Source organism: Carboxylicivirga sp. (genome assembly GCF_982718395.1).
Genome location: NZ_CEXQWX010000103.1, coordinates 1 through 21,914, shown reverse-complemented (window position 1 = coordinate 21,914; position 21,914 = coordinate 1). Strand labels below are relative to the sequence as shown.

General features: G+C 38.9%; 19 protein-coding genes and 1 pseudogene. 6 read left to right on the top strand and 14 right to left on the bottom strand.

Annotated features, from left to right (window positions below):
- Window positions 1–364: pseudogene (locus AC4MRQ_RS17140) on the top strand (hypothetical protein); the annotation flags it as partial.
- A gap of 191 nt (window positions 365–555) precedes the next feature.
- Here AC4MRQ_RS17140 and AC4MRQ_RS17135 read toward each other — a convergent pair.
- Together AC4MRQ_RS17135 and AC4MRQ_RS17130 are read right to left on the bottom strand one after the other, a co-directional pair.
- A complete protein-coding gene (locus AC4MRQ_RS17135) occupies window positions 556–1,155 on the bottom strand; it encodes a Dna2/Cas4 domain-containing protein (RefSeq protein ID WP_491198927.1) in 600 nt (199 codons plus the stop codon).
- A gap of 360 nt (window positions 1,156–1,515) precedes the next feature.
- A complete protein-coding gene (locus AC4MRQ_RS17130; RefSeq protein WP_491198926.1) occupies window positions 1,516–2,187 on the bottom strand; it encodes a tetratricopeptide repeat protein in 672 nt (223 codons plus the stop codon).
- 149 nt (window positions 2,188–2,336) lie between these two features.
- On the opposite strand from AC4MRQ_RS17130, the gene AC4MRQ_RS17125 reads away from it, so the two are divergent.
- From AC4MRQ_RS17125 to AC4MRQ_RS17105, 5 genes are all read left to right on the top strand, one after another.
- Window positions 2,337–7,919 (top strand): alpha-2-macroglobulin family protein, encoded by a 5,583-nt coding sequence (locus tag AC4MRQ_RS17125; RefSeq protein ID WP_491198925.1) that lies wholly within the window; start codon window positions 2,337–2,339, stop codon window positions 7,917–7,919.
- 196 nt (window positions 7,920–8,115) lie between these two features.
- The gene (locus AC4MRQ_RS17120) at window positions 8,116–8,493 is read left to right on the top strand and encodes a PH domain-containing protein (protein ID WP_491198924.1); all 378 of its coding nucleotides are present in this window, start codon (window positions 8,116–8,118) and stop codon (window positions 8,491–8,493) included.
- A 25-nt stretch (window positions 8,494–8,518) separates the two neighbouring features.
- Window positions 8,519–8,671 (top strand): hypothetical protein, encoded by a 153-nt coding sequence (locus tag AC4MRQ_RS17115; protein ID WP_491198923.1) that lies wholly within the window; start codon window positions 8,519–8,521, stop codon window positions 8,669–8,671.
- A 112-nt stretch (window positions 8,672–8,783) separates the two neighbouring features.
- The gene (locus tag AC4MRQ_RS17110; RefSeq protein WP_491198922.1) at window positions 8,784–9,272 is read left to right on the top strand and encodes a GtrA family protein; all 489 of its coding nucleotides are present in this window, start codon (window positions 8,784–8,786) and stop codon (window positions 9,270–9,272) included.
- 104 nt (window positions 9,273–9,376) lie between these two features.
- On the top strand, window positions 9,377–10,666 hold the full coding sequence (locus AC4MRQ_RS17105) for an NAD(P)/FAD-dependent oxidoreductase (protein WP_491198921.1): 1,290 nt from the start codon (window positions 9,377–9,379) through the stop codon (window positions 10,664–10,666).
- A 79-nt stretch (window positions 10,667–10,745) separates the two neighbouring features.
- Here AC4MRQ_RS17105 and porQ read toward each other — a convergent pair whose 3' ends face one another.
- From porQ to AC4MRQ_RS17045, 12 genes are all read right to left on the bottom strand, one after another.
- Complete coding sequence (gene porQ, locus AC4MRQ_RS17100; protein ID WP_491198920.1) at window positions 10,746–11,774, bottom strand: type IX secretion system protein PorQ; 1,029 nt, start codon at window positions 11,772–11,774, stop codon at window positions 10,746–10,748.
- A 48-nt stretch (window positions 11,775–11,822) separates the two neighbouring features.
- Complete coding sequence (locus tag AC4MRQ_RS17095) at window positions 11,823–12,317, bottom strand: YkgJ family cysteine cluster protein (protein ID WP_491198919.1); 495 nt, start codon at window positions 12,315–12,317, stop codon at window positions 11,823–11,825.
- The gene (locus tag AC4MRQ_RS17090; RefSeq protein WP_491198918.1) at window positions 12,307–13,197 is read right to left on the bottom strand and encodes a DMT family transporter; all 891 of its coding nucleotides are present in this window, start codon (window positions 13,195–13,197) and stop codon (window positions 12,307–12,309) included. The genes AC4MRQ_RS17095 and AC4MRQ_RS17090 overlap by 11 nt, the downstream gene beginning before the upstream one ends.
- A 66-nt stretch (window positions 13,198–13,263) precedes the next feature.
- Complete coding sequence (locus AC4MRQ_RS17085; RefSeq protein ID WP_491198917.1) at window positions 13,264–13,842, bottom strand: pentapeptide repeat-containing protein; 579 nt, start codon at window positions 13,840–13,842, stop codon at window positions 13,264–13,266.
- Entirely contained in the window at window positions 13,832–14,032 is a 201-nt protein-coding gene (locus AC4MRQ_RS17080; RefSeq protein WP_491198916.1) for a helix-turn-helix transcriptional regulator, read from the bottom strand. The genes AC4MRQ_RS17085 and AC4MRQ_RS17080 overlap by 11 nt, the downstream gene beginning before the upstream one ends.
- Window positions 14,029–14,508, bottom strand: coding sequence for a hypothetical protein (locus AC4MRQ_RS17075; protein WP_491198915.1), 480 nt, complete (start codon window positions 14,506–14,508; stop codon window positions 14,029–14,031). Before AC4MRQ_RS17075 ends, AC4MRQ_RS17080 begins: the two co-directional genes overlap by 4 nt.
- Window positions 14,509–14,688: 180 nt before the next feature.
- On the bottom strand, window positions 14,689–15,993 hold the full coding sequence (locus tag AC4MRQ_RS17070) for a KamA family radical SAM protein (RefSeq protein WP_491198914.1): 1,305 nt from the start codon (window positions 15,991–15,993) through the stop codon (window positions 14,689–14,691).
- Between the two features lie 287 nt (window positions 15,994–16,280).
- Complete coding sequence (rodA, locus tag AC4MRQ_RS17065) at window positions 16,281–17,702, bottom strand: rod shape-determining protein RodA (RefSeq protein WP_491198913.1); 1,422 nt, start codon at window positions 17,700–17,702, stop codon at window positions 16,281–16,283.
- Window positions 17,680–19,536 carry a penicillin-binding protein 2 gene (gene mrdA, locus AC4MRQ_RS17060; RefSeq protein ID WP_491198912.1) on the bottom strand — a complete coding sequence of 619 codons (1,857 nt, stop codon included), beginning with the start codon at window positions 19,534–19,536 and terminating at the stop codon, window positions 17,680–17,682. The genes rodA and mrdA overlap by 23 nt, the downstream gene beginning before the upstream one ends.
- A 3-nt stretch (window positions 19,537–19,539) precedes the next feature.
- Window positions 19,540–20,058: a rod shape-determining protein MreD gene (mreD, locus tag AC4MRQ_RS17055; RefSeq protein ID WP_491198911.1), complete on the bottom strand. Its 519-nt coding sequence runs from the start codon at window positions 20,056–20,058 to the stop codon at window positions 19,540–19,542.
- Window positions 20,051–20,881 carry a rod shape-determining protein MreC gene (mreC, locus tag AC4MRQ_RS17050; protein ID WP_491198910.1) on the bottom strand — a complete coding sequence of 277 codons (831 nt, stop codon included), beginning with the start codon at window positions 20,879–20,881 and terminating at the stop codon, window positions 20,051–20,053. The genes mreD and mreC overlap by 8 nt, the downstream gene beginning before the upstream one ends.
- A gap of 117 nt (window positions 20,882–20,998) precedes the next feature.
- The coding region (locus tag AC4MRQ_RS17045) for a rod shape-determining protein (protein WP_491198909.1) at window positions 20,999–21,914 on the bottom strand (916 nt) is incomplete at its 5' end.

Here is a 21,914-nt window from a genome sequence, read left to right as displayed (position 1 = left end):
GGCTGGAGAGATTGCTTATCGAAAAGGAGAGTTTAAAGTTGCTTTTGAGCAACTGCGTGATGCAGTACATTTGGATGATAGATTGAATTACGATGAACCTTGGGGTTGGATGCAACCAGCAAGGCATGCCTTGGGAGCATTGTTGCTTGAGCAAGAGTACTTTGTTGAGGCTGAAACCGTATATCGTAATGACCTTCGCCGTCATCCAAACAATATTTGGGCTTTACATGGGCTTGCCGAGTCGTTAGAAAAACAAGGTAAATCCACAGAAGCGCTTAAGTGTCATTCAAAGTTTGAAGCTGCTTCTGTAAGGGCTGATGTAAAAGTCGATCGCTCATGCTATTGCAGGATTCAAGATCTTTAACAGATTGATAAATGAATCTTGATATGCTATTGAGAGATTAGGTAAAACCTTTAAAAGTCTGAATAATAGATAAATATGACTTAAATGTTTCAACGTAACTCAAAATATGCTGGTAAGAAAATATAGAGTTCGGACTATAATATTACAATAGGCTATAAATTCTTTATCTTCATCATATCTGTCGTACCGCTCTAAAACCTACTTTCTCTAATAAACAGTAATGCCAACAGTATTCCAATGGTGACTTTAATTTGCCAAAAAGGAATAGCAATACCTGCAATTGCCACAATAATCACAGCTTTAAGCAGTTTACTTGTTCGCTTATCTGCTTTTGACTTAAACTGGACGAGTTTCAATTGGCGATTCTCCATATCCAACAGAAAAACACCATTGTTTTCTACCACATAATCGTACTCTAAAAGTTGCCGGCGTGTACTGCGGTTGTGAGCACTTGTGGCGGTATTGCCACTCTTAACTTCTACAATGTACTTTTTACCATTTTTTGTCACAATGTAATCAGGTTGAATATCGGCATATTGAACTTCGCCATCTACCATATATTTGTGCGTGTATGCACTTTGGTAATCCACAATTCTATAACCTTTACTTTTCAGAAAGCTTTTAGCCTGAAGTTCAAGTTTATTACCACGTTCAAAACGCTTCTTAACTTTTCTTTCCTTAAAATATTCACTCAACTTGTACCTGATAATAACGGCAATTAATGCGACAATGATAAGCGTCAGAAAAAGAACAATTATGTGGTTCTGATTGGTATAGTCGAAATTTTGCATGGAGTTCTTTTATAAACTGACTGCAAAAGTAACAACACTTCTCTTAAGTACATAGAGATGGCACGGCAATCGTATTTAAAAGAGTTTTGCAGGCACTGTGGAATCCCGACTTTGGTTCCGCAGCTTGGGCACCCACCAGTTGAAGTTGATGGAATGAAATAAAGCTGTTTGAAGCGTAGCGAGTTCTTTATTTCTCATCAACAAAACAAAGGTGGGTAAGCGAGGAACCTGTCGGCGGTTTTCTTTGTTCACTTTCTTCAACTGAAGGAAGAAAGTGAAAGCCTCAGCGGCTTGAGCTGACGTTATGAGAATAAAAATTCTAAATGCGATTGTCCCAATATAGATGGTGAATTCTAATGATTAATCCTGTAAAGCATTTAACACACTATCCGCTTTTTCATACAATCCTAAATGTATATAAATTTCAGAAAGACGTTGCTGATATTTGTTGGTGGGCCGATGTTTTATTAATCTTTGGTATTGAATTAAGGCCTGATCGCAATTCATCGAATCATTTAGGCAATTAAGGTAAAGAGCATTGGCATATGCATCCAATGCTCTGGTATCATTGGGAGCTACATCAACTAAGCTCCTGAATTCATTCACAGCACGTTTATAATCTTGGTTCTGAATGTAGTTTTGACCGTAATCATATCTCATTTGGAGACTATTGGCGATCTCTTGCCTTTTCCGTTCTTTAAGCATTTCTAATCGTGCTTGAGCTGCCTTCTGTCGACTGTCTTTGCTTTTGTGGTAGTTTACTGCAATGTAGATAACCAGAAATAAAACAGCACAATAGATAATGATCCGGTAGATTTTATTGGTTCGCCTGACAAACTCTTTTTCTTTAATTTCTTCTTCGCTTTGTTGTTCTTTAAGTCGACCAATTAGTTGAGGGGAGTCGCTGCTATAAACACTTCTAGTCTCATGTTTCGGAATGGTATCGGCAACAGGTTTTCGTTCCTTTGAAAAGAATTTACGGGGTCGTTGTTTATACACCCATTTATTTAAGCCAAAACCCATGTAACCCATACGATCAAAATTAGCAACTTTATTGTTAATTCGAATACAAATAAAGCAAACGAGATTATACACTCAATATTAAAGAAAAATCTCTCTTGTTTTGATTAAATCTTACATCTCTTTACTAACTTTAAACAAAATCATTTTACCTACACACTATGTTCAAACACCTATTTCCTTTCAAAGAATCAAACCTGTATAACATTACAAGATCATGTGGTTCGAATTTTACATTATTAATGCTGACTGTTATACTTCTGAATGCCTGTAAAGGTAAATCAGCAGATACAGCTCAAGAAGTTACTTTCAATAAAAAAGTCTCAGCTTTTACTTCAGGTATTATTTCCAATGAGGCAAGTGTTCAGATTCAGTTTTCAGATAAGATAGCTGGTGTTACAGCCGGGCAGGAAGCCGACAAAGAACTACTTACCATATCACCTGATATTGATGGGCAGTTGGAGTGGCTCGATACACATACGCTTATATTTATCCCTGATGAGCGAATGCCTTCAGGCGTTCAGTATAATGTTGAAGTCAAATTATCTCATTTATTTGCAGATGAAAAAAAACCGTTTCGGTTTAGCTTTAGCACCATAGAGCAGAATTACCGCATTCAATCTTTAGGGCTTGAGCCGGATAAGGACAATGATCTGAAATCGAATATCTATCGAGGTCGTATTACTTTGGCTGATTATGCTGATAATGCTGATGTGGAAGGGATGTTAAAAGCATCGCAAGATGGCAAAGCTTTAGAAGTAGAGTGGGAGCATCAAAGCAGTGAAAAGCTACACACGTTCATGGTAACTGGAGTTCAACGTACCGAAAACAGCAGTATTCTGCTTTTAGAGTATGATGGAAAAAACATTGGTGTTGATAAGAAGGAAAATAAAGAGGTTGAAGTGCCTTCTTTAAATAATTTTAAGGTAACAGATGCACGTGTCGTTATGCAGCCCGAGCAATATGTTCTTGTTGTTTTTTCTGATCCTTTGGACGAGCAACAGAATATCAACGGACTAATTAGCATTAGCGGAGCACCAAAGCTAAAATATGTCATCGAACACAATCGTGTTAAAGTTTATCCTTCCCTTCGTTTATCAGGATCTCATAAGGTCATAATCTCCGAAGGAATCAAAAATGTTTTGGGTTATTCACATAAGGCCGAAGAAAGTTATGATATGGTGTTTGAAACACCAAAGCCCAATGTACAACTGATCGGAAAAGGAACAATCTTACCAACATCAAGTGGTCTCACATTTCCGTTTAAGGCGGTGAGTGTAAAAAGTGTGCAGGTAAGAATTATAAAGATTTTTGAAAATAATGTGGCTCATTTCTTACAAGTTAACCGTTTACAGGGACAGTATCAGTTACGCCGGGCAGGTCGATTAATTCATAAAAGTCATATCCGTCTTGACAATGATCGTTCGCTGGATTTAACACAATGGAATACTTTCTCGCTTAACCTGGCCGATCTGATCACACCTGAACCGGGTGCGATTTATCGGGTTGAGTTGAAAATCAGAAAAAAAGACAGTATTTATCCATGTGGGGAAGAAGCTGATGATGAAGCTGAAATTGAAGAGGATGGAATAAGCGAATCGGATATGGCATATTGGGATCAGCCCAGTGAATATTACAATTCCTATTGGGATGGTTATGAAGGCTATTACGATTGGAGCGAAAGGGATAATCCTTGCGCAGATATGTACTACCGAAATAAAGTTGTAAGCAGAAATATTTTAGCTTCTGATATTGGTATGATCGCTAAACAAGGATCAGATAAAGAAGTAGTGGTGGCGATCACTGATTTACGGACAACCCAACCATTAGCAGGTGTTGAGGTTGAAATTTTCAATTATCAGAATCAATCAGCCGGAAAAGCACGAACCGATAATCATGGGATGGTGAAGATACCTGTTTCACAAAAGCCATTTTTACTGATTGCTAAAAACGACAAGCAACGTGGTTACATGCGCCTCGATGATGGCAGTTCGTTATCACTTAGTCGTTTTGATGTGAGTGGACAAGTGGTTCAAAAAGGAATGAAAGGCTTTATTTATGGAGAACGAGGTGTTTGGCGGCCTGGCGATACCCTTTTTGTTTCTTTTATGCTCGAAAATAAGGGAGAACCTTTACCACAAAATCACCCTATTGTTTTCGAATGGATTAATCCGCATGGACAGACCATTAACCGTCAGGTGCAGCAACTAACGGATAAGCGTTTATATGTGTTTAAAACAAACACGGCCTCCGATGCACCAACAGGCATGTGGCGTGCGCGGGTTAAGGTAGGTGGTACTTCCTTTGAAAAAGGTATGCGTGTGGAGACCGTAAAACCTAACCGCTTAAAAATCCAATTGGATTTTGATGCTGATATGCTAATGCCGGATCAGAATGCACAAAGTACAATGACGGTTAATTGGCTGCATGGTGCGATTGCACGCAATCTAAAAGCTGATGTGAAAGTCACATTAAATCAAAGCAGAACCCAATTTAAGAGATATACTGACTTTCATTTTGATGATCCTTCAAGGCGATTTGACTCAGAAGAAACCACCATCTTTGAAGGTCGTCTGGATGAAAATGGCCAGGCAGTAGTCGATGCCTCAATTGATGTGCATGAAGCGGCGCCTGGAATGTTAAAAGCCTCTTTTATGACACGTGTGTTTGAGGAAGGAGGCGACTTTAGTGTCGATCGCTTTAGCAAGCCATATGCTCCCTATCCGGTTTTTGTTGGAGTGAAAGTCCCCAAAGGAGATAAACGTGGTATGTTACTGACAGATACAACGCACACTGTTCAGGTCGTAACTTTATCACCAGAAGGAGAACCAATGACCGTTCGTAATCTATCGTATTTCATCTATAAAGTTAGCTGGCGATGGTGGTGGGAGTCATCTGCCGATGATCTGGCGAGTTATGTTGGTACTCGTCATCAGAACCTGATCGCAAGTGGAAAAGTGCATACATCCAATGGTGAAGGCCAATTTAATTTTGATGTGAAATATCCCGAATGGGGACGCTACCTGATTCGCATTGTTGATGATAAAAATGGTCATGCTACCGGTAAAACAGTATATGTCGATTGGCCGGGTTGGGCAGGAAATAGCCGGGGTAACGATCCATCTGCTGCCAGTATGTTGGCATTCAATGCGGATAAGAAAAAGTATAATGTTGGAGAGATAGCAACCATTAGTTTTCCGGCTTCCGGGCAAGGACGTGCTTTGGTTAGCATTGAGAACGGAAACAGCGTTTTAAAAAGTTGGTGGGTTGAACCGAAAAAGGGAGAGAACCAGTTCAGTTTTGAGGTGACTCCCGATATGACACCAAATGCTTACGTACATCTAACTTTACTGCAGCCTCATGCACAAACTGTTAATAATCTTCCAATCCGAATGTATGGAGTTATTCCGCTTATTGCCGAAGATCCGGAAACACATATTTACCCTGAAGTTGATATGCCATCTGTGTTAAGGCCTGAGAAGGAAGTTAGCATTAAAGTGAGTGAGCGGGATGGACGTCCGATGACTTACACCCTGGCTGTTGTTGAAGATGGATTATTGGATTTAACCAGATTCAAAACACCGACACCGTGGTATCATTTTTATACCCGCGAGGCGTTGGGCGTAAAAACCTGGGATATTTTTGATGAGGTAATTGGTGCCTATGGTGGTAAAATAGAACAAATATTCAGTATTGGAGGAGATGGAGAAATGGATGGCAAGAAAGGTGGTAAGAAAGCCAACCGTTTTAAGCCGATGGTTCGTTTTTTTGGGCCTTTTGAACTGGCTAAAGGAGATACTGACACCCATACTTTCAGAATGCCACGTTATGTGGGCTCTGTCAGAACAATGGTTGTAGCATCATCAGGGACTGCATATGGTGAAACCGAAAAGACTACACCGGTGCGAAATCCATTAATGGTATTGGCTACTTTGCCACGAGTGCTAGGGCCAAATGAAACAGTTGATTTGCCGGTGACAGTTTTTGCCATGAAAGAAGGTATTAAAGATGTCAAAGTTAAAGTTGAAGCAAGTAATAAATTTACCCTTGAGGGAAATTCAGAGCAGCAATTGACATTTGAACAAACGGGTGAACAAGTGGCGACTTTTAAGTTAAAAGTTAATCCGAAATTGGGATTTGCTAAAATTAAAGTTATCGCCTCTTCTGCCGGAGAGAAGGCAGTTGATGAAATTGAAATAGAAGTACGTAACCCTAATCCTCCGCTCACAACAATTGAAAGTGCGGTTGTTGAAGCAGGGCAATCCATTTCGATTCCGTATCAATTACCTGGAATGGAAGGAACGAATAAAGCCACTTTGGAAGTGTCCGCTCTACCGCCATTGGATTTCGGAAGACGACTAAAATACTTGTTGCGATATCCACACGGATGTGTGGAGCAAACCACATCTGCGGCTTTCCCACAATTGTTTTTAGCTGACGTTATCCAAAATAGTGAAGTGACAGCAGCCAAAACCACGGAGAATGTAAAAGCAGCTATTAATCGACTAGCAGGTTTTATCAGATCAGATGGAGGGTTAAGTTATTGGCCTGGAGTAAGCGTATCATCAGATTGGGGCACGACTTATGCTGGCCATTTTATGCTTGAAGCAGAGAAAAAGGGCTTCAGTCTGCCAGTTGGCTTTAAAAACAAGTGGATAAAATATCAAAGAAGTAAAGCAAGGCAATGGCGACGTAACAGCTCATACAGAGGGCGTGACCTGGCTCAGGCATATCGTTTATATACTTTGGCCTTAGCAGGAGAACCAGAGCTTAGTGCGATGAACCGTATGCGTAATCAAACCGGATTATCCAATCAAGCTATATGGCGACTGGCAGCAGCTTATGCTTTGGCAGGCCATGGTCAGGTGGCGGAGGAGTTAGTGAACACCACAACAATGAGTGTTAGTAACCAGAAAGGTTATAGTTATACTTATGGTTCCGAGGAAAGAGATTTAGCCATGATTATGGAGACATTAATACTGATGAACAGGAAGTCAGATGCAGCAGAAGTGTTGCAAAGACTATCAAAACCACTTTCGAGTCAACGCTGGATGAGTACACAGACTACGGCATATTGTTTACTGGCTATCTCGAAATTTGTTGGTGATTCTGGTGTATCTGATGAGTTTAAGTTTGAGTGGCAAAGTGGCGAAGATCTTACTAAGATAGTTTCTCAATTGCCTCTTTATCAGTCTAACTTAAAAACAGATCAACAACAATCGTCTGTTAAGATTAATAATAAAACCGAGGGCATCCTTTATGCGCGAGTAATAATGGAAGGTATTCCATCAGAAGGTGATGCCACAGCTAAGGCATCTAATCTTCAATTAAACGTTGAATACCAAACTTTAAAGGGTGGAGCTGTAGATGTATCCAGACTTGAGCAGGGAACAGATTTTATGGCCATTGTGACTGTCAAAAACCCGGGTAATTTCGGTAACGTTGAAAATTTAGCTTTGACACAAATATTCCCTTCTGGTTGGGAAATCCGAAATACCCGAATGGAAAATGTACAATCAGCACATGAATTAAGTATTCCGGATTACAGAGATATTCGCGATGATCGTGTATATTCTTATTTTGACCTGAGCAGAGGCAAGCATAAGAAATTCGTTGTCCTGTTAAATGCAACCTATACTGGAAAATATTATTTACCATCAATCAGTTGTGAGGCCATGTATGATAACGCAGTGTCAGCACGTCAGCCCGGCCAATGGGTTGAAGTAGTTAAAGCAGGAATATAAACACTGATTATTTATCAGAAAAACAAAGTTATCTGCAACATTTTTCAGATAACTTTGTTTTTAATATCCTTTTGCTCAAAAGAAATCATTCATTCGTCTAAGAAATTGATTCGTTCATCAACTCAATCAAGCAGTTGGCTTTTGTATGATGGATATATATTATTTTTAATTATTGAATTAAACCTTGCTGATAATCATGGGCTTATTAAACGGACTATTAGGACATGCGGGGGAAACTTCAGTAGAAAATCTTCAGAAGGAGTTCCAACCTCTATTGGTAGATGGTGAAGTTTTAGAGAAAGCATATAAGGTGATAAGAGATATGTGGGTTTTTACCAATATGCGATTAATCTTGGTTGATAAACAGGGCTTGACCGGAAAGAAAGTAGATTATCAAAGTATCCCTTACAAGTCAATTGTTCGTTTCAGTAAAGAAAGTACCGGGCTTTTTGATCTTGATGCGGAGTTGAAAATATGGCTTTCAGGCATGAGTGAGCCAATTATTAAAGAGTTCAGCAAAAAAGCTAATGTAAACGAAGTTTATCAACTTTTGGGAAAGTACATTTTACTATAAGATAACCAACCTAAAACATGAGAAAATGTCAAAGCAAAAGAGAACGCAAAGAACTATCTACGTAGATAATGCCAAAGAGCGATTTATGAAGGCGACCTATATGGATAAATTGAAAGATGTTGGTTTGTTTCTATTGGTTGCTGGTGTTTTAACCTGGCTCATATTAGGCGTTTTTTAATAAAGCATGCAAAAGTAGTTTTTAAACACCTTGTTTTAACAAAAGTTATAGTATACAGACGCTTGCTTTATTGATTATATGTTAGTTTTGTGCGAAAAGCAACAAGTAACATATGATTCAAAGGTTGATTCTTCAAATTCTGGATTGGTTTTATAAATTCTTCAAGCTCTATTTACCGAGGCAAACATTTAATTATGCAGCTTGTGGAGGAGCCAATACAGCATTTGATATTTTCCTCTATTTTTTCACTTATAACTTTATACTTCAAAAACAGATTGTACACTTTGGCTTTGTTGCCATAAGTGCTCACATTGCAGCATTTATTTTCGTATTCCCAATAACGTTTATAACAGGTTTTTTGCTGTCTAAGTATATTACTTTTACCGATTCTAATTTAAGAGGTCGTGTTCAGTTATTTCGTTATGGCCTTACTGTATTAGGTAGTATTATTCTGAACTATGTATTACTAAAACTATTTGTAGAAGTTGCCGGTTTTTACCCGACTTTTTCCAAAGTGTTGACGACCATTGTAGTAATAGGATACAGTTATGTGTGCCAAAAGTACTTTACTTTTAAAATTAAAATTCACGAAACACCCTAAGAATCTTTCTCGATTTCCACGTTAAGATTAATTAACGATTTTTTTCTTCAAATCACTAAACTTTCCTGTTGATGGGATGTTCTCATGGAAAAGCAAAATAAACCATGGAGAACAACATTAATCTACCCCGCAATAGCAAGAAGCGAATTGTTATAATTGGTGCCGGATTTGCCGGTTTAAAACTCGCCAGAAAGCTTAGTGGATCACCCTATCAGGTTGTCGTTATTGATAAGCAAAACTTCCATCAGTTTCAACCCTTATTTTACCAGGTGGCGGCTTCAGGTATTGAACCCAGTTCCATCTCATTTCCGGTTCGAAAGATTTTTCAAACCCATAGTAACCTTCACTTCCGAAATACAGAATTGTTATCGGTTGATACAGATAATCAATTTGTTATTACGCGTGCAGGCGAGATTCATTACGATTACCTCGTTTTAGCCAATGGAGTTAACACAAATTATTTTGGCTCGCATAATCTGGAGAAGAGCAGTTTGCCAATGAAAAGTACAGCTGAGGCAATAAATTTGCGTAATCGTATTTTATCCTCCTTTGAGAAAGCTAACCTGACAGAAGATCAGGAAGAACAGGCCAGACTAATGTCAGTTGTAATTGTTGGGGGAGGTCCAACAGGAGTTGAATTGGCAGGTGCTATAGCCGAAATGCGTCGTTATGTATTACCTAAAGATTATCCTGAACTGGATTTTAGTAAGATGAAAATCCGGCTTTATGAGGCATCTCCACGCATCCTGAATGGCATGTCAGATAATGCTGGCAAGAAAGCTTTAAAGTTTCTGGATAAGCTTGGTGTTGAGGTGCATCTTAATACCCGTATTGATGATTATGAAGATGATAAGGTAACCCTATCCAATGGTCAGATGCTTTACGCGCGTAATTTGATCTGGACGGCTGGCGTCAGTGGTCAGCAAACAAAAGGATTGGCCAGAGAACTATATGTCCGAGGCAACCGGATTGCTGTTGATGAATTTAATCATGTTAAGGGTTATGAAAATGTATTTGCCATTGGAGATGCCTGTTATCTTGATGGAGACAAGAACTATTCCAATGGTCATCCGCAAGTAGCACAAGTTGCCATTCAGCAAGCTTTGAACCTGGCTCGTAATTTAACAGCTAGCCATCAATGGAGAGCTTTTAAATATGTCGATAAAGGTAGCCTGGCAACAATTGGTCGTAATATGGCTGTGGCCGATCTGCCTGGTTTCAGATTCTCTGGTGTGTTTGCCTGGTTCTTATGGTTGTTTGTTCACTTGATGGCTATAGTTGGTGTTAAAAATCGATTTTTTGTATTTGTAAATTGGGCGCAGAGTTATTTCTCACGCGACCAGTCTTTACGTATTCTTATTTCACCTTATAGAAGAAGCAAACTGGAGGCATAAATGTACTGCAGACCTTTTCCAAACTTAAACTTTGGGGGAGGTCTGTAAATATAAATTAATCCTATGGAGCAATATCAGATTATCGTCCGAAATTACCGAGGTTGGTTGAAATACTAAAGTGGTTGGAAGATCCGGCCAGGTGATATCGGGCAGAACCATAGGCAAAATGAAATTTATAAACCCTGAATCCAAATCCCCATGAGAATCCGGACGTAGACATTTTTTCAGAAATACCTAACTCTTGTCTACGACGATGATTATATCCGATTGCCACATAAAAATTATCAGAAGGAACTAATTCCAAGCCAATTATCATATGTCGCATAAGCTGATCAAAGGCATTCTTATCATTGCCAGCTCCTTCAATTACATCGCCGTTGCCATCTTCCACTTTGTATTTCATTTTCCAGTCAAACAGATCCTGAGCTGTTAGAGAAAACCGAAAAGGGGCATGAGCAAGTTTTTTGCTGATACCAATCTGTAGATCGGTAGGTAATGGTTCATAAGTGTCGTTGTAGGTCGTAATCTGCGAGCCAATATTCTTTAGCGTCATACCAGCGGAGAATAATTTATTCTCAGAATGATAGAGGATACCAACATCTGCAGCCAGTCCAAATGAATTATATTGTTCCAGGTTGGAGATAATTGGTTTCACAGAAATCCCAGCCCTGAGTTTTGGTGAAAGTACTTTCGAGTAACTAAGATTGATAGCATATTCAGCGGCAGAAAAGGTACCGTTCAGGTTTCCATTTTCATCTGCTCGATCAAATGTTCCATAATTAATAGCGTGTATGCTCACGCCAAATGTACCAATGTTTTCAAGGTGATGTGCATAACCGGCATAAGTCATCTTGATATCACTAACATACGGCACGTAATTGAAAGTTAGTGACTTATTAAGGTCGGATGAGAGATTAGCCGGGTTATGAAAAACAAGACTGACGTCATTGATATTCATCCCAACCTGATTACCTCCTAAAGCTCCAACGCGTGCAGAATTAGTGAGGTTAAGAAAATCATAGGTGTTACTACCAGCCTGCTGTGCATGCAGTCCAGCTTTGAAGATCAGCGCGATTAAAATGAGTATTATGACTGTTTTTTTCTTCATCGTAAGTACTAAAACGGTAAAAGCATCAAAATAGTGTACTAAAGCCTATCATTTATCAAAGATGGGTTTGAGGCCTTCCACCACATCAAAGGCGGCCGGACAAATGAATGTATTTTTGTAGGTTAATACGGTGATCTGATAAAAACGTTTTCGGTCAGTATGTGGATATTCTCTGCAGGCCTTGGGACGAGCTTCGTATACCATGCAATAATTATCCGGCATTAAGAAGGGGCAGGGGGTTTCTCTGAAAACATAATCGCCATCACCATCCAATAATAGATATTGGTCAATTACTTCTTTGGGTTTCATGCGCAGATGATTGGCAATGCGATCAATGTCCCTGTCCATTACAATCGGACTAATTGATTTGCAGCAGTTGGCGCATTCTAAACAATCGGTGTATTCAAATACCTTATTATGCAGGTATTGTGCTTCATCATCCAGGTTACGTGGACGTTTTTTCTTTAATTTGGCCAGAAAAGTCTTATTTTCTTTTGCTTTGTTTCGAGCTTCCTGATCCAGTTTCTCTCTGTCAAACACCACGTCGTCGAACTTTTAATTGTGAAACAAAAACACCGCTGATGACCACAGCAATTCCAATCATCATTTGAAACGACAATATCTCTCCAAGCACCCACCAGGCAATAATAGCCGTAAAAACGGGTATCATATTAACAAACACATTGGCTTTGGTGATACCAATTTTTCGCATGCCATATGTGAAGAAAATAAAGGCCAGCGAAGAGCCCACAACAGCCAAGGAAAGAACCGCATATATCGCTTGAAGTGTTATGGGTCTTTGCCCCAATGTTGGTAAGTCAAACGCAATAAATAATGGTAGAAAATAAATCAGACCGATAGCATTTTGAAATGTGATAATGCTAACAGTATTGTAACGGGCAGGAATTTTTCTTAAAACAACTGAATAGCCCATAGCAGCAAATACCGCTAAAAATACCAGTAAAATACCTTTGAGCGGTGCCACCAATGTAAAGTCATCCTTGAAAATCAGTAAAAGAACACCAGTAAATGATATAAAAATGCCAGCTATATTGGCCCGGCTTATTCGGCTTTTAAAGAATAATTTGTCAGTAATAGGAGCAAATATCGGGATGGTAGAAACGATGACCGCACCAACTGTAGATGACACCAACTCAAGACCAAAACTTTCACCCATGAAATACAGAAAAGGTTCAAAAAAAGCTAAAAGCATAAACCATTTAAGATCTTTTTTATGTATGACTACCAACTGGCCCAACGGCTTTAGAATCAACATCATTAAACCAGCGCTGATGATTAATCTTAAAACCAGAATCGTTAAAGGTGTAAACGATACAAATGCTTGCTTAATCCATATGAAAGAAAAAGCCCAACATATCATTGATAGCACCATACTACCCAGTACCTTAATGCGCTCTGACATAGAATTGATTTTAATGGCGCAAAGGTAATAAAAGCTGTAAGCCGACAGTAACCAACGAATAGCTTTTTAAGAAGAAACCAGTATCTGGTATTTTCTTAATAAACCTGGTAATTGGTCTTGTGAGAATTTTGCCTTGACGATGTTGTTTCTTTCCGGGTCGATGATGAAATTGTAGCAATTTGATAAATCTACTTTTGAGAGATTCGTTTGATTAAACAAGGCATTGTTGAAATCGCAATTTTGAAACTTGGTTTTAGTCAGGTCGCACTCAGCAAAATCAACTTCGTGTAGAGGGCAATTTATGAAGCTGCTGCCTTTTAAGTTACGCTGATAAAATGATGCCAATCGTAATTGACAGTTTTCAAAATTGGCAGAGAAAAAATGAGAGTTGCATTCGTTAAACTGAAGACCTAATAGTTTGCAATCTTTAAATCGCACATCCCGGAAGATAGCGTTGGAAATATTGGCATTGCTCAAGTCACAGTTAATAAATTGACAATCGGTAAACTGATATTCAGAAATGTCTGTTTCGACAAAGGAACAATTGGAGAAGAGGCAATTATCGTATTCGCCAGTAACTAATTCTTCCTGTGAGAAGTCAACACTTGAATAATCTTGTTCTTCAAAATAGGGTTTAATCATCATCTTCTAAACTAAATATTTCTTCAACGGGTACTTCAAAAAATCGTGCAAATTTAAGTGCAAGAACTGTTGAAGGTACAAATTTTCCTTTTTCAATGGTATTTATTGATTGCCTTGAAACGCCAATGGCTTCAGCTAATTGGGCCTGAGTCACATCTTTGATGGCTCGATGAACTTTTAGTCTGTTTTTCATTCGGCATATTTAATTTTTCTGGTATAAGCATAAACAACAATGTAAATGATAAATTGAAGCTGAAGAACTGACAAAGCTTCAAAATCACCAAAGAAATTAAGAGGCTTAAGGATGAAATAAAACAACCAGCTAAATACCACTGCCTTGATCAGCGAATTAGCTCTTAGTTGGCTCAAAAATTCGTCTTCAATTCTTTCTTTTGACAACACATATACAAGCAGTCCGCTAATCGAACAAATTAACGCTATATAAGATAATTGTTTTTGCTCTTCTTCTGAAAAGATAAGACCATTATTAATATTCTTCCAGGCTTGCATGTCATCCTCGTATTTTACCGTTATATCATCATATTCGTTGTAGCCGGAAACAAAACCACTCATAAAGTGGTCAACGCTTCCAATAAATGATATTATAATGGAAATGATAAAAATAGCGATGCCTATTTTTCGCATAAAGTGGGGTAGGTAAGTTTTCATACTTTATTGTTTTTGTAATTTATTTACGACCAAAAGTAAAGTAAACTTTACAATTAATCAAATTTAAATGACAAAATGTGAAAAAAGGAAAAGATCGAAGTTAATACCGGTAATGTTATAAGCATAAAAAAGGCAGAACCTCAATTGAAGTTCTGCCTGATTATTTTCTTATATGATATTCTATTTCAAGAACATATCAGAGAATTCCTGTTCGAAGAAGAATTCTTCATTGCCAAATGCTGGCTTTAAATCATCCATCCAAACAGCTTTATCATCATATTTAGCAAAGAAAGGACGTGCCACCCAATCACTTTCACGACCTTGGATAAATTCAAGAGCGAATGCTTTCTCTCCTTTAATTTCAGTTACACCAACTACTCTTACTTTACCTGGCGTACATGACATACTAGGTCCGCGTACCGTTCGGCAAATACCACTTACGCTTTGATAGGCTTTTTGGAAGATTTGCCATGCATCAACCAAAGAAACACCAACGTATTGTTGAGCACCTGTATCACGGGCAATAAACATGTAGTAAGGAATCAAACCTAAACTAACTTGCTTTTGCCACATGGTTGACCAAATTTCTGGCTTGGCATTGATATTATTTAATAATGGTGACTGGGTACGAATCTGTGCTCCTGTTGCTTTAATCTTCTTAATAGCTTCCTGTACCGCTTCAGTCTCCAGTTCACGATAGTGATTAAAGTGAGCCATAAATGCCAGTGTGATTCCGGCATCTGTTACTTTTTTGAAAGCTCCAAGAACTTCATCTGCATCGCTGTCAGTTAAGTAGCGATATGGCCAGAAACCTAATGTTTTTGATCCGATACGGATGTTCTTCAGGTGTGGAATATTAGCTTCAACCAGCGCTGTTAAATAGCTGTCGAGCATTTTACCTTTCATAACCATTGGGTCACCACCGGTAATAAGAAGGTCGGTAATCTCAGGATGTTGTTTCAGGTACTCGATCACATAATCAATTTCCTTCATGGCGAACTTCATCTCATCCATGTTGGTAAACTGTGGCCAGCGGAAACAGAATGTACAATAGGCGTGACATGTTTGTCCCTGTGCTGGGAAGAATAACATGGTTTCGTTATACTTATGCTGAACACCAGTCAGTTTTACACCATTCAACTCAGGAACATTGTATTCCATCTGTCCCGCCGGATGCGGATTAAGCTTTTCGCGAATCTTATTAGCTTCTTCTTTTATGGTTGCTTTATCGGCACCGCTCTTCAAAACTTCAGCCATATGGTTGAAATCTTCTTCTTCGAGCATTCCTTTTTGAGGGAAGTTTAATATGAAGATGGGATCATCCTTATAGTTGTCCCAATCTATCAATTCGTCAACAACATAGCTGTTTGTTTTGAAAGGTAATACAGCTCCAACCACTTCAATGTTGAAAATATCTTCCTCTGAAAGCCTTGCTATTTGTGGAATTTGTCGATAATTGTGCAGCGCATAAATTTTATACTTCATAAGCATTCTCCTTTTTATTGATTCGGCAAATTTTGTGCGAAATCATTTGATTATTATCCAAAACCGGTCATTTTTGAGAGTTGCTAACCTCCATTCCCACAGCAACATGACCGAAAGTCCTGGTGTGATTATCATTACAAATGATGTGCCGCAAAAGTACAAAATTTAAAATTTAAATCAAAATCATTGGACTTTCAATTGGTAATCTATGAAATATCAAATGTGTCAGCTACTTACGTGTAGTTATAAATTTAAATTATTAATGGCGCTTTCAATATTAAGAATTTTTAACGTATGAGCTCATTTCGGTTTATATCGAGCTTCAGGAATACGAACAGTAACATTGTAAATCCCCATAAGGATGATCCGCCGTAACTAAAAAAAGGTAAGGGGATACCAATTACTGGTGCCAGGCCAATTGTCATTCCAATATTAATTGCAAAATGGAAGAAGAAAATAGCGGCCACTCCATAGCCATAAACACGACTAAAAATTGAATGCTGCTTTTCAGCCAGATAAATTAAACGCATGAGCAAAGCCAGAAATAAAACAACTACGACAGAGGACCCGACGAAGCCCCATTCTTCACCAACTGTGCAGTAAATAAAGTCAGTTGATTGCTCAGGAACAAAGTTAAATTTTGTCTGAGTTCCTTCTAAATAACCTTTCCCGGTTAAACCACCTGATCCTATGGCAATTTTGGATTGATTAACATTATATCCGGCGCCCAAAGGATCTTTTTCAAGTCCCAGAAGAACATTGATACGGGTGCGTTGGTAATGAGATAAAACATCTTCAAAGAAATAATCGGCCGAAATGGTCAGAATGATCGCACTCCATAATATCAATAAATAGGTAGGAACAAATTTATTGATACGTTTTGAAATCGTATTGTATAACAGGTAAATGCTACAAACAGCTACAGACGGAAGGATGACATACTCAAATGCAATGTTTATCCCACTATATTGATAGGCAGCGTAGCTTAATCCCAGAATTATACTGCCGGTAATTATACCTGTAATCAGTTCCTTTCTCGCGCCTTTGAAATATAATATGACCAATACACTAACCACAATCATTCCTATAATAGTGGCATTGGGGACCATTAAGGTTAGTGTTGCCACAATACCTGCAATAACGCCAAAAGTGAGGATATAACCGGTTAAGCCTTCACGATAAAAAACTATAATAAAAATGGTATATACCAGTGCCGAACCTGTATCATTCTGAAGCAATATCAAAAGCATTGGAAAAGCAACAACAGCCCCGGCTTTTAGGAAGTCGGAAAACTTACTGAAACTAAAGCCATAACGACTCAGTGCCCTTGCAACGGCCAGGTTAGTTGCCATTTTCGAAAGCTCGGCAGGCTGGAAACGGATTGGACCTATTTCGAACCACGATTTAGCTCCGTTAATCTCTTTACCAAATAAGAGAACCACAACCAGTAATAAGATTGTAAATCCGTAGAAAATATATGAAAACTCGACATAGAACTTACTATCTGTAATCAATATCATGCCTACAAAAAATAGGGAAAAGCCAATCCATACCAACTGTTTGAAATACTCCTTGTCGGTATCAAAAAAGATCGGATTTTCAGGATTAAAGTTGGCAGCATAGATGTTAAACCAGCCGAAAATGACTAGTAAGCTGTATAATCCCACTGTAATCCAGTCGATACTTTTATTGTAGTTCCTGTTTGGCATTGATTAAGTCTCCTTCTAACATGCGTTTTTCAATCCATTTTCTGTACGGCGTAGAAATTGTATCAGTTAAATATTTCTCAACCATTAAACTGGCTATAGGTGCTCCCCATGTTGCACCAAATCCACCATTCTCAACATAAACAGCAATAGCGATCTGAGGATCGTCTTTAGGTGCAAATGCGATAAAGATTGAGTGATCATCTCCATGTGGGTTTTGAGCCGTTCCCGTTTTCCCACAGATGCTGATACCTGGTATTTGAGCAATACGGGCTGTACTCCCTTCGCCACCCCAGACAGCCAGTTCCATACCATTAACAATCGGTGCAAAGTGCTGTAAATTTATACCAGTTTCATGTATCTCAATAAATCGATCATCTAGCTGGTTATCTTCAATATTCTTAATGATATGTGGTGTTAAAAAGTGGCCTCTGTTGGCCAGCATAGCTGCCATGTTAGCCATTTGTAATGGAGTAGTCAATATCTCGCCTTGACCAATGGATAAAGAGATAACAGTTAGTGAACTCCAGCTTTTCTTATACACTCTGTCAAACCAATCGGCATTAGGAATAAACCCTCTGCTTTCATTATGAAAGTCAGCTCCTAACTTATAGCCAAATCCAAACTTGACCGCATAGTCTTTCCAAACATTGAAGCCCTCCTGTATACTTTCGTATTTCGGATTATCCAGTATATCTCTGAATTCATAGCAATAGTAAGCGTTACATGAATGCTGAATCGATTGTGATAAATTTAATGGCGAATCATGAAGGTGACAGCCTACCGATAAACCTCTGGCAAAATAACCCATAAAACATTCGTGAGTCGTGTAGGGTTTTAATGTACCCTCCTGCAGACCAATAAGTGCATTTATTGTTTTAAAAGTAGAACCTGGTGGATATGAAGATTGGATGGCCCGATTTAATAAAGGTTTCAATGAATCGGTCAACAATACCGGGAAATTCTTTGAGCGGTCGCGGCCAATCAATAGTGAAGGATCGTAATTGGGGGCGGATATCAGAGTTAAAATTTCGCCGGTTGAAGGTTCGATGGCAACAATACTTCCAATCTTGTTCTGCATCAACTGTTCACCATATTGCTGTAATTCAATATCCAGTGAGAGCGTAATGTTTTTTCCGGCAATGGCAGCAGTGTCATGGCGTCCTTCTCTGAAAGCACCTTTTTCACGGCCATGCACGTCAACCATCATGTACTTAACACCTTTTTTGCCGCGTAATTCATTTTCGTAGGTCTGCTCAATACCGCTAATGCCAACATAGTCACCTTGCGAATAGTATTTATCTTTTTTGAGTTTGCCTTCGCTAATTTCACCTACATAACCTAATACATGAGCTGATGACGGATATTCATATTTCCGAAGTGTACGGCCCTGAACAAAAAAGCCTTTAAACTTGTATAATTTTTCCTGGAAGCTACCATATTGCTCGGCTGAAAGCTGTTTCATAAAAACAGAAGGCTTGTAAGTCGATATCTTTCTGGAACGAATATCCTCCCTCATTTTTACGAAACGATCACGTAATTGCTCAATACTTAAATCCAGTGATTCGCAAAAGTCAATTGAATCGAAAGCAACGATATCGCGAGGCACTACCATCACATCGTATACTGCCTGATTTGAAACCAGTAACTTTCCATTTCGGTCATAGACTAAACCCCTTGAAGGATATTGAGTCACTGTCCTTCGTGTATTACTTACGGCCGAACTGCTATAAGAGGTATCGTACACTTGCAGAATAAAGAGTTTGACGATAAAAATCAAACCTAAACTTACTATTATAGTGGCTATCAGTAATGTACGGTTGTTAATGCCTCCCACAATCTACCTCCCTTGTTTTTTACCTTGACTAAATAGTTGTGCCACCACTATCAGCAGTATTGTAAAAACAGTGCTGCTAACTGCTCTTAATAGTGTTGAAAAGAAATGTGTTATCGAAAAAACTTCAATAAAAAACAGAAAAAGATGGTGTGCAAATGCAAGTATAACGCAATATCGTAAAAACCATGCTATGCCGTAGAAACCCATTGTTGGAATGGTGCCGGGCTGATATTCTTCCCGAGGTGCAATCAGACGCAAAACATATGGGCGAAGAAAACTCATAAAGACAGTTGCTGACGCATGCATTCCCGGAGTGTTACTAAAGATATCAATGACCATCCCTGATGAAAATCCAAGAAGCAGGAGCAACCATCCGGGCGTTTCAAAAGGCAGTGTGATGATAAACAAGATGTACAAATACGGATTGACATAACCACTCAATTGTATATTGTTTAGCACCAATACTTGAATTAGCGTAAAAAAGATGAAATTAAACAGATATCGTGGCAGGTAATTAATCATTTACAGTCTCCTTTTCCAAATTAATTTGTTCGTTTCTTGTTGTATGACCAATTACTTCTACAAAAGCAAGGTTTTTAAAATCAACTGATAACTTCACGCGAATGCGATAAAAACTAGCCCCTTTCTCTAATTCAACATTTTCAACGTTGCCAAGTAAAATCCCTTCAGGAAAGATGGAAGAGTAACCACTACTGATGACCAGATCTCCAGCTTTGACATTGGCATGTCTGGGGATATCCAAAAGGTAAACGTGTTGGTATGAACTGCCGTCCCATTCCAGCGAGCCAAAGAAGCCAGATTCTTTAAGTTTAGCTGAAATTTTAAGGCGGGTATTAATTATTGAGATAACTGTTGAATAGTGATCAGATACATTTTTAACAATTCCCACTGCACCTTTATTCGAAATAACACCCATCTCAGGCTCGATGCCATTTAACCGGCCTTTATTAAGAGTCAGGTAATTGAAACGACGGTTGGTTGAATTGTTGATAACCCGTGCTGTGCGATAAATATATTCCTGTTTGCTGATCGTATCGTTCACTAGATTAAAATAATCTTGTGAAGCTCTGAATGATTCCGGTAATCGACTTCGCAGATAAGCATTTTCGCGCGCTAAATCTTCATTAATCTCTCTTAACATCAGATACTCTGTACTGGTATTGTAGCGTTTGTAAATACTTCCTGTAATACCGTTGGATGATGAAAGGAAAGTGGAGCGCTGATAGGCATTGTAGTTAAGAACAAGCAAAAGAGAAACCACTTCAATAATAAGAAAAAGAATGACAAAATGGTATTTGACAATAAAGCGAATAAAGTTTCTCATTACTTCGGCTCCTGTTGTTATTTACTTGGTAAAAATGTTCTCGACTCCACTTGAACAACTGCGTAACAGTCTAACGAGCGAAGTCGAGATTTATTTTTATAGCAGGCTCTCGCCTGACTATGGAATCAAATATGGTAAAATGCGATGGCGGTTCTTAAGAGCAATTCCAGTACCTCGCGCCACAGCATGCAATGGATCTTCCGCAATATGGAATGGGATATTGATCTTATCTGATAAGCGCTTATCTAGACCACGTAGCAAAGCACCACCACCAGCTAAGAAAATACCATTCTTAACAATATCGCTATACAGCTCAGGAGGAGTTTGCTCCAAAGCAGACAACACGGCTGTTTCAATCTTTGAAATAGATTTCTCAAGACAATGTGAAATTTCCTGATACGATACAGGTACTTCAATTGGTAAAGCCGTCATCTGGTTTGGACCCTGAACGATGAAATCCGTAGGTGGCTCTTCGAGTTCCGGCAAAGCAGAACCTACCTGAATCTTAATTTCCTCAGCAGTACGCTCACCAACTTTAATATTATGCTGACGACGCATGTATTCCATAATATCAGCTGTTAAATCATCACCGGCAATGCGGATGGACTTATTCGTCACAATACCACCCAGAGAAATAACCGCAATCTCAGTTGTACCTCCACCTATGTCAACCACCATGTTACCTTCCGGAGCCTCTACATCCAGACCAATACCTAAAGCCGCAGCCATTGGCTCATAAATCATCAGCACCTCGCGACCACCGGCATGTTCTGCCGAGTCACGTACAGCACGAATCTCAACTTCTGTACTTCCTGAAGGAATGCACACTACCAGCGATAAAGAAGGAGAGAATAATTTTGGCTTTTGATTAATCATCTTAATCATGCCACGTATCATTTGCTCTGCAGCGTTAAAGTCGGCAATTACACCATCGCGTAAAGGGCGGATAGTATAAATATTATCGTGTGTTTTACCGTGCATCTGGCGAGCTTTCTCTCCAATAGCTTCCAGTTTGTCAGTTTTGCGGTTCAGC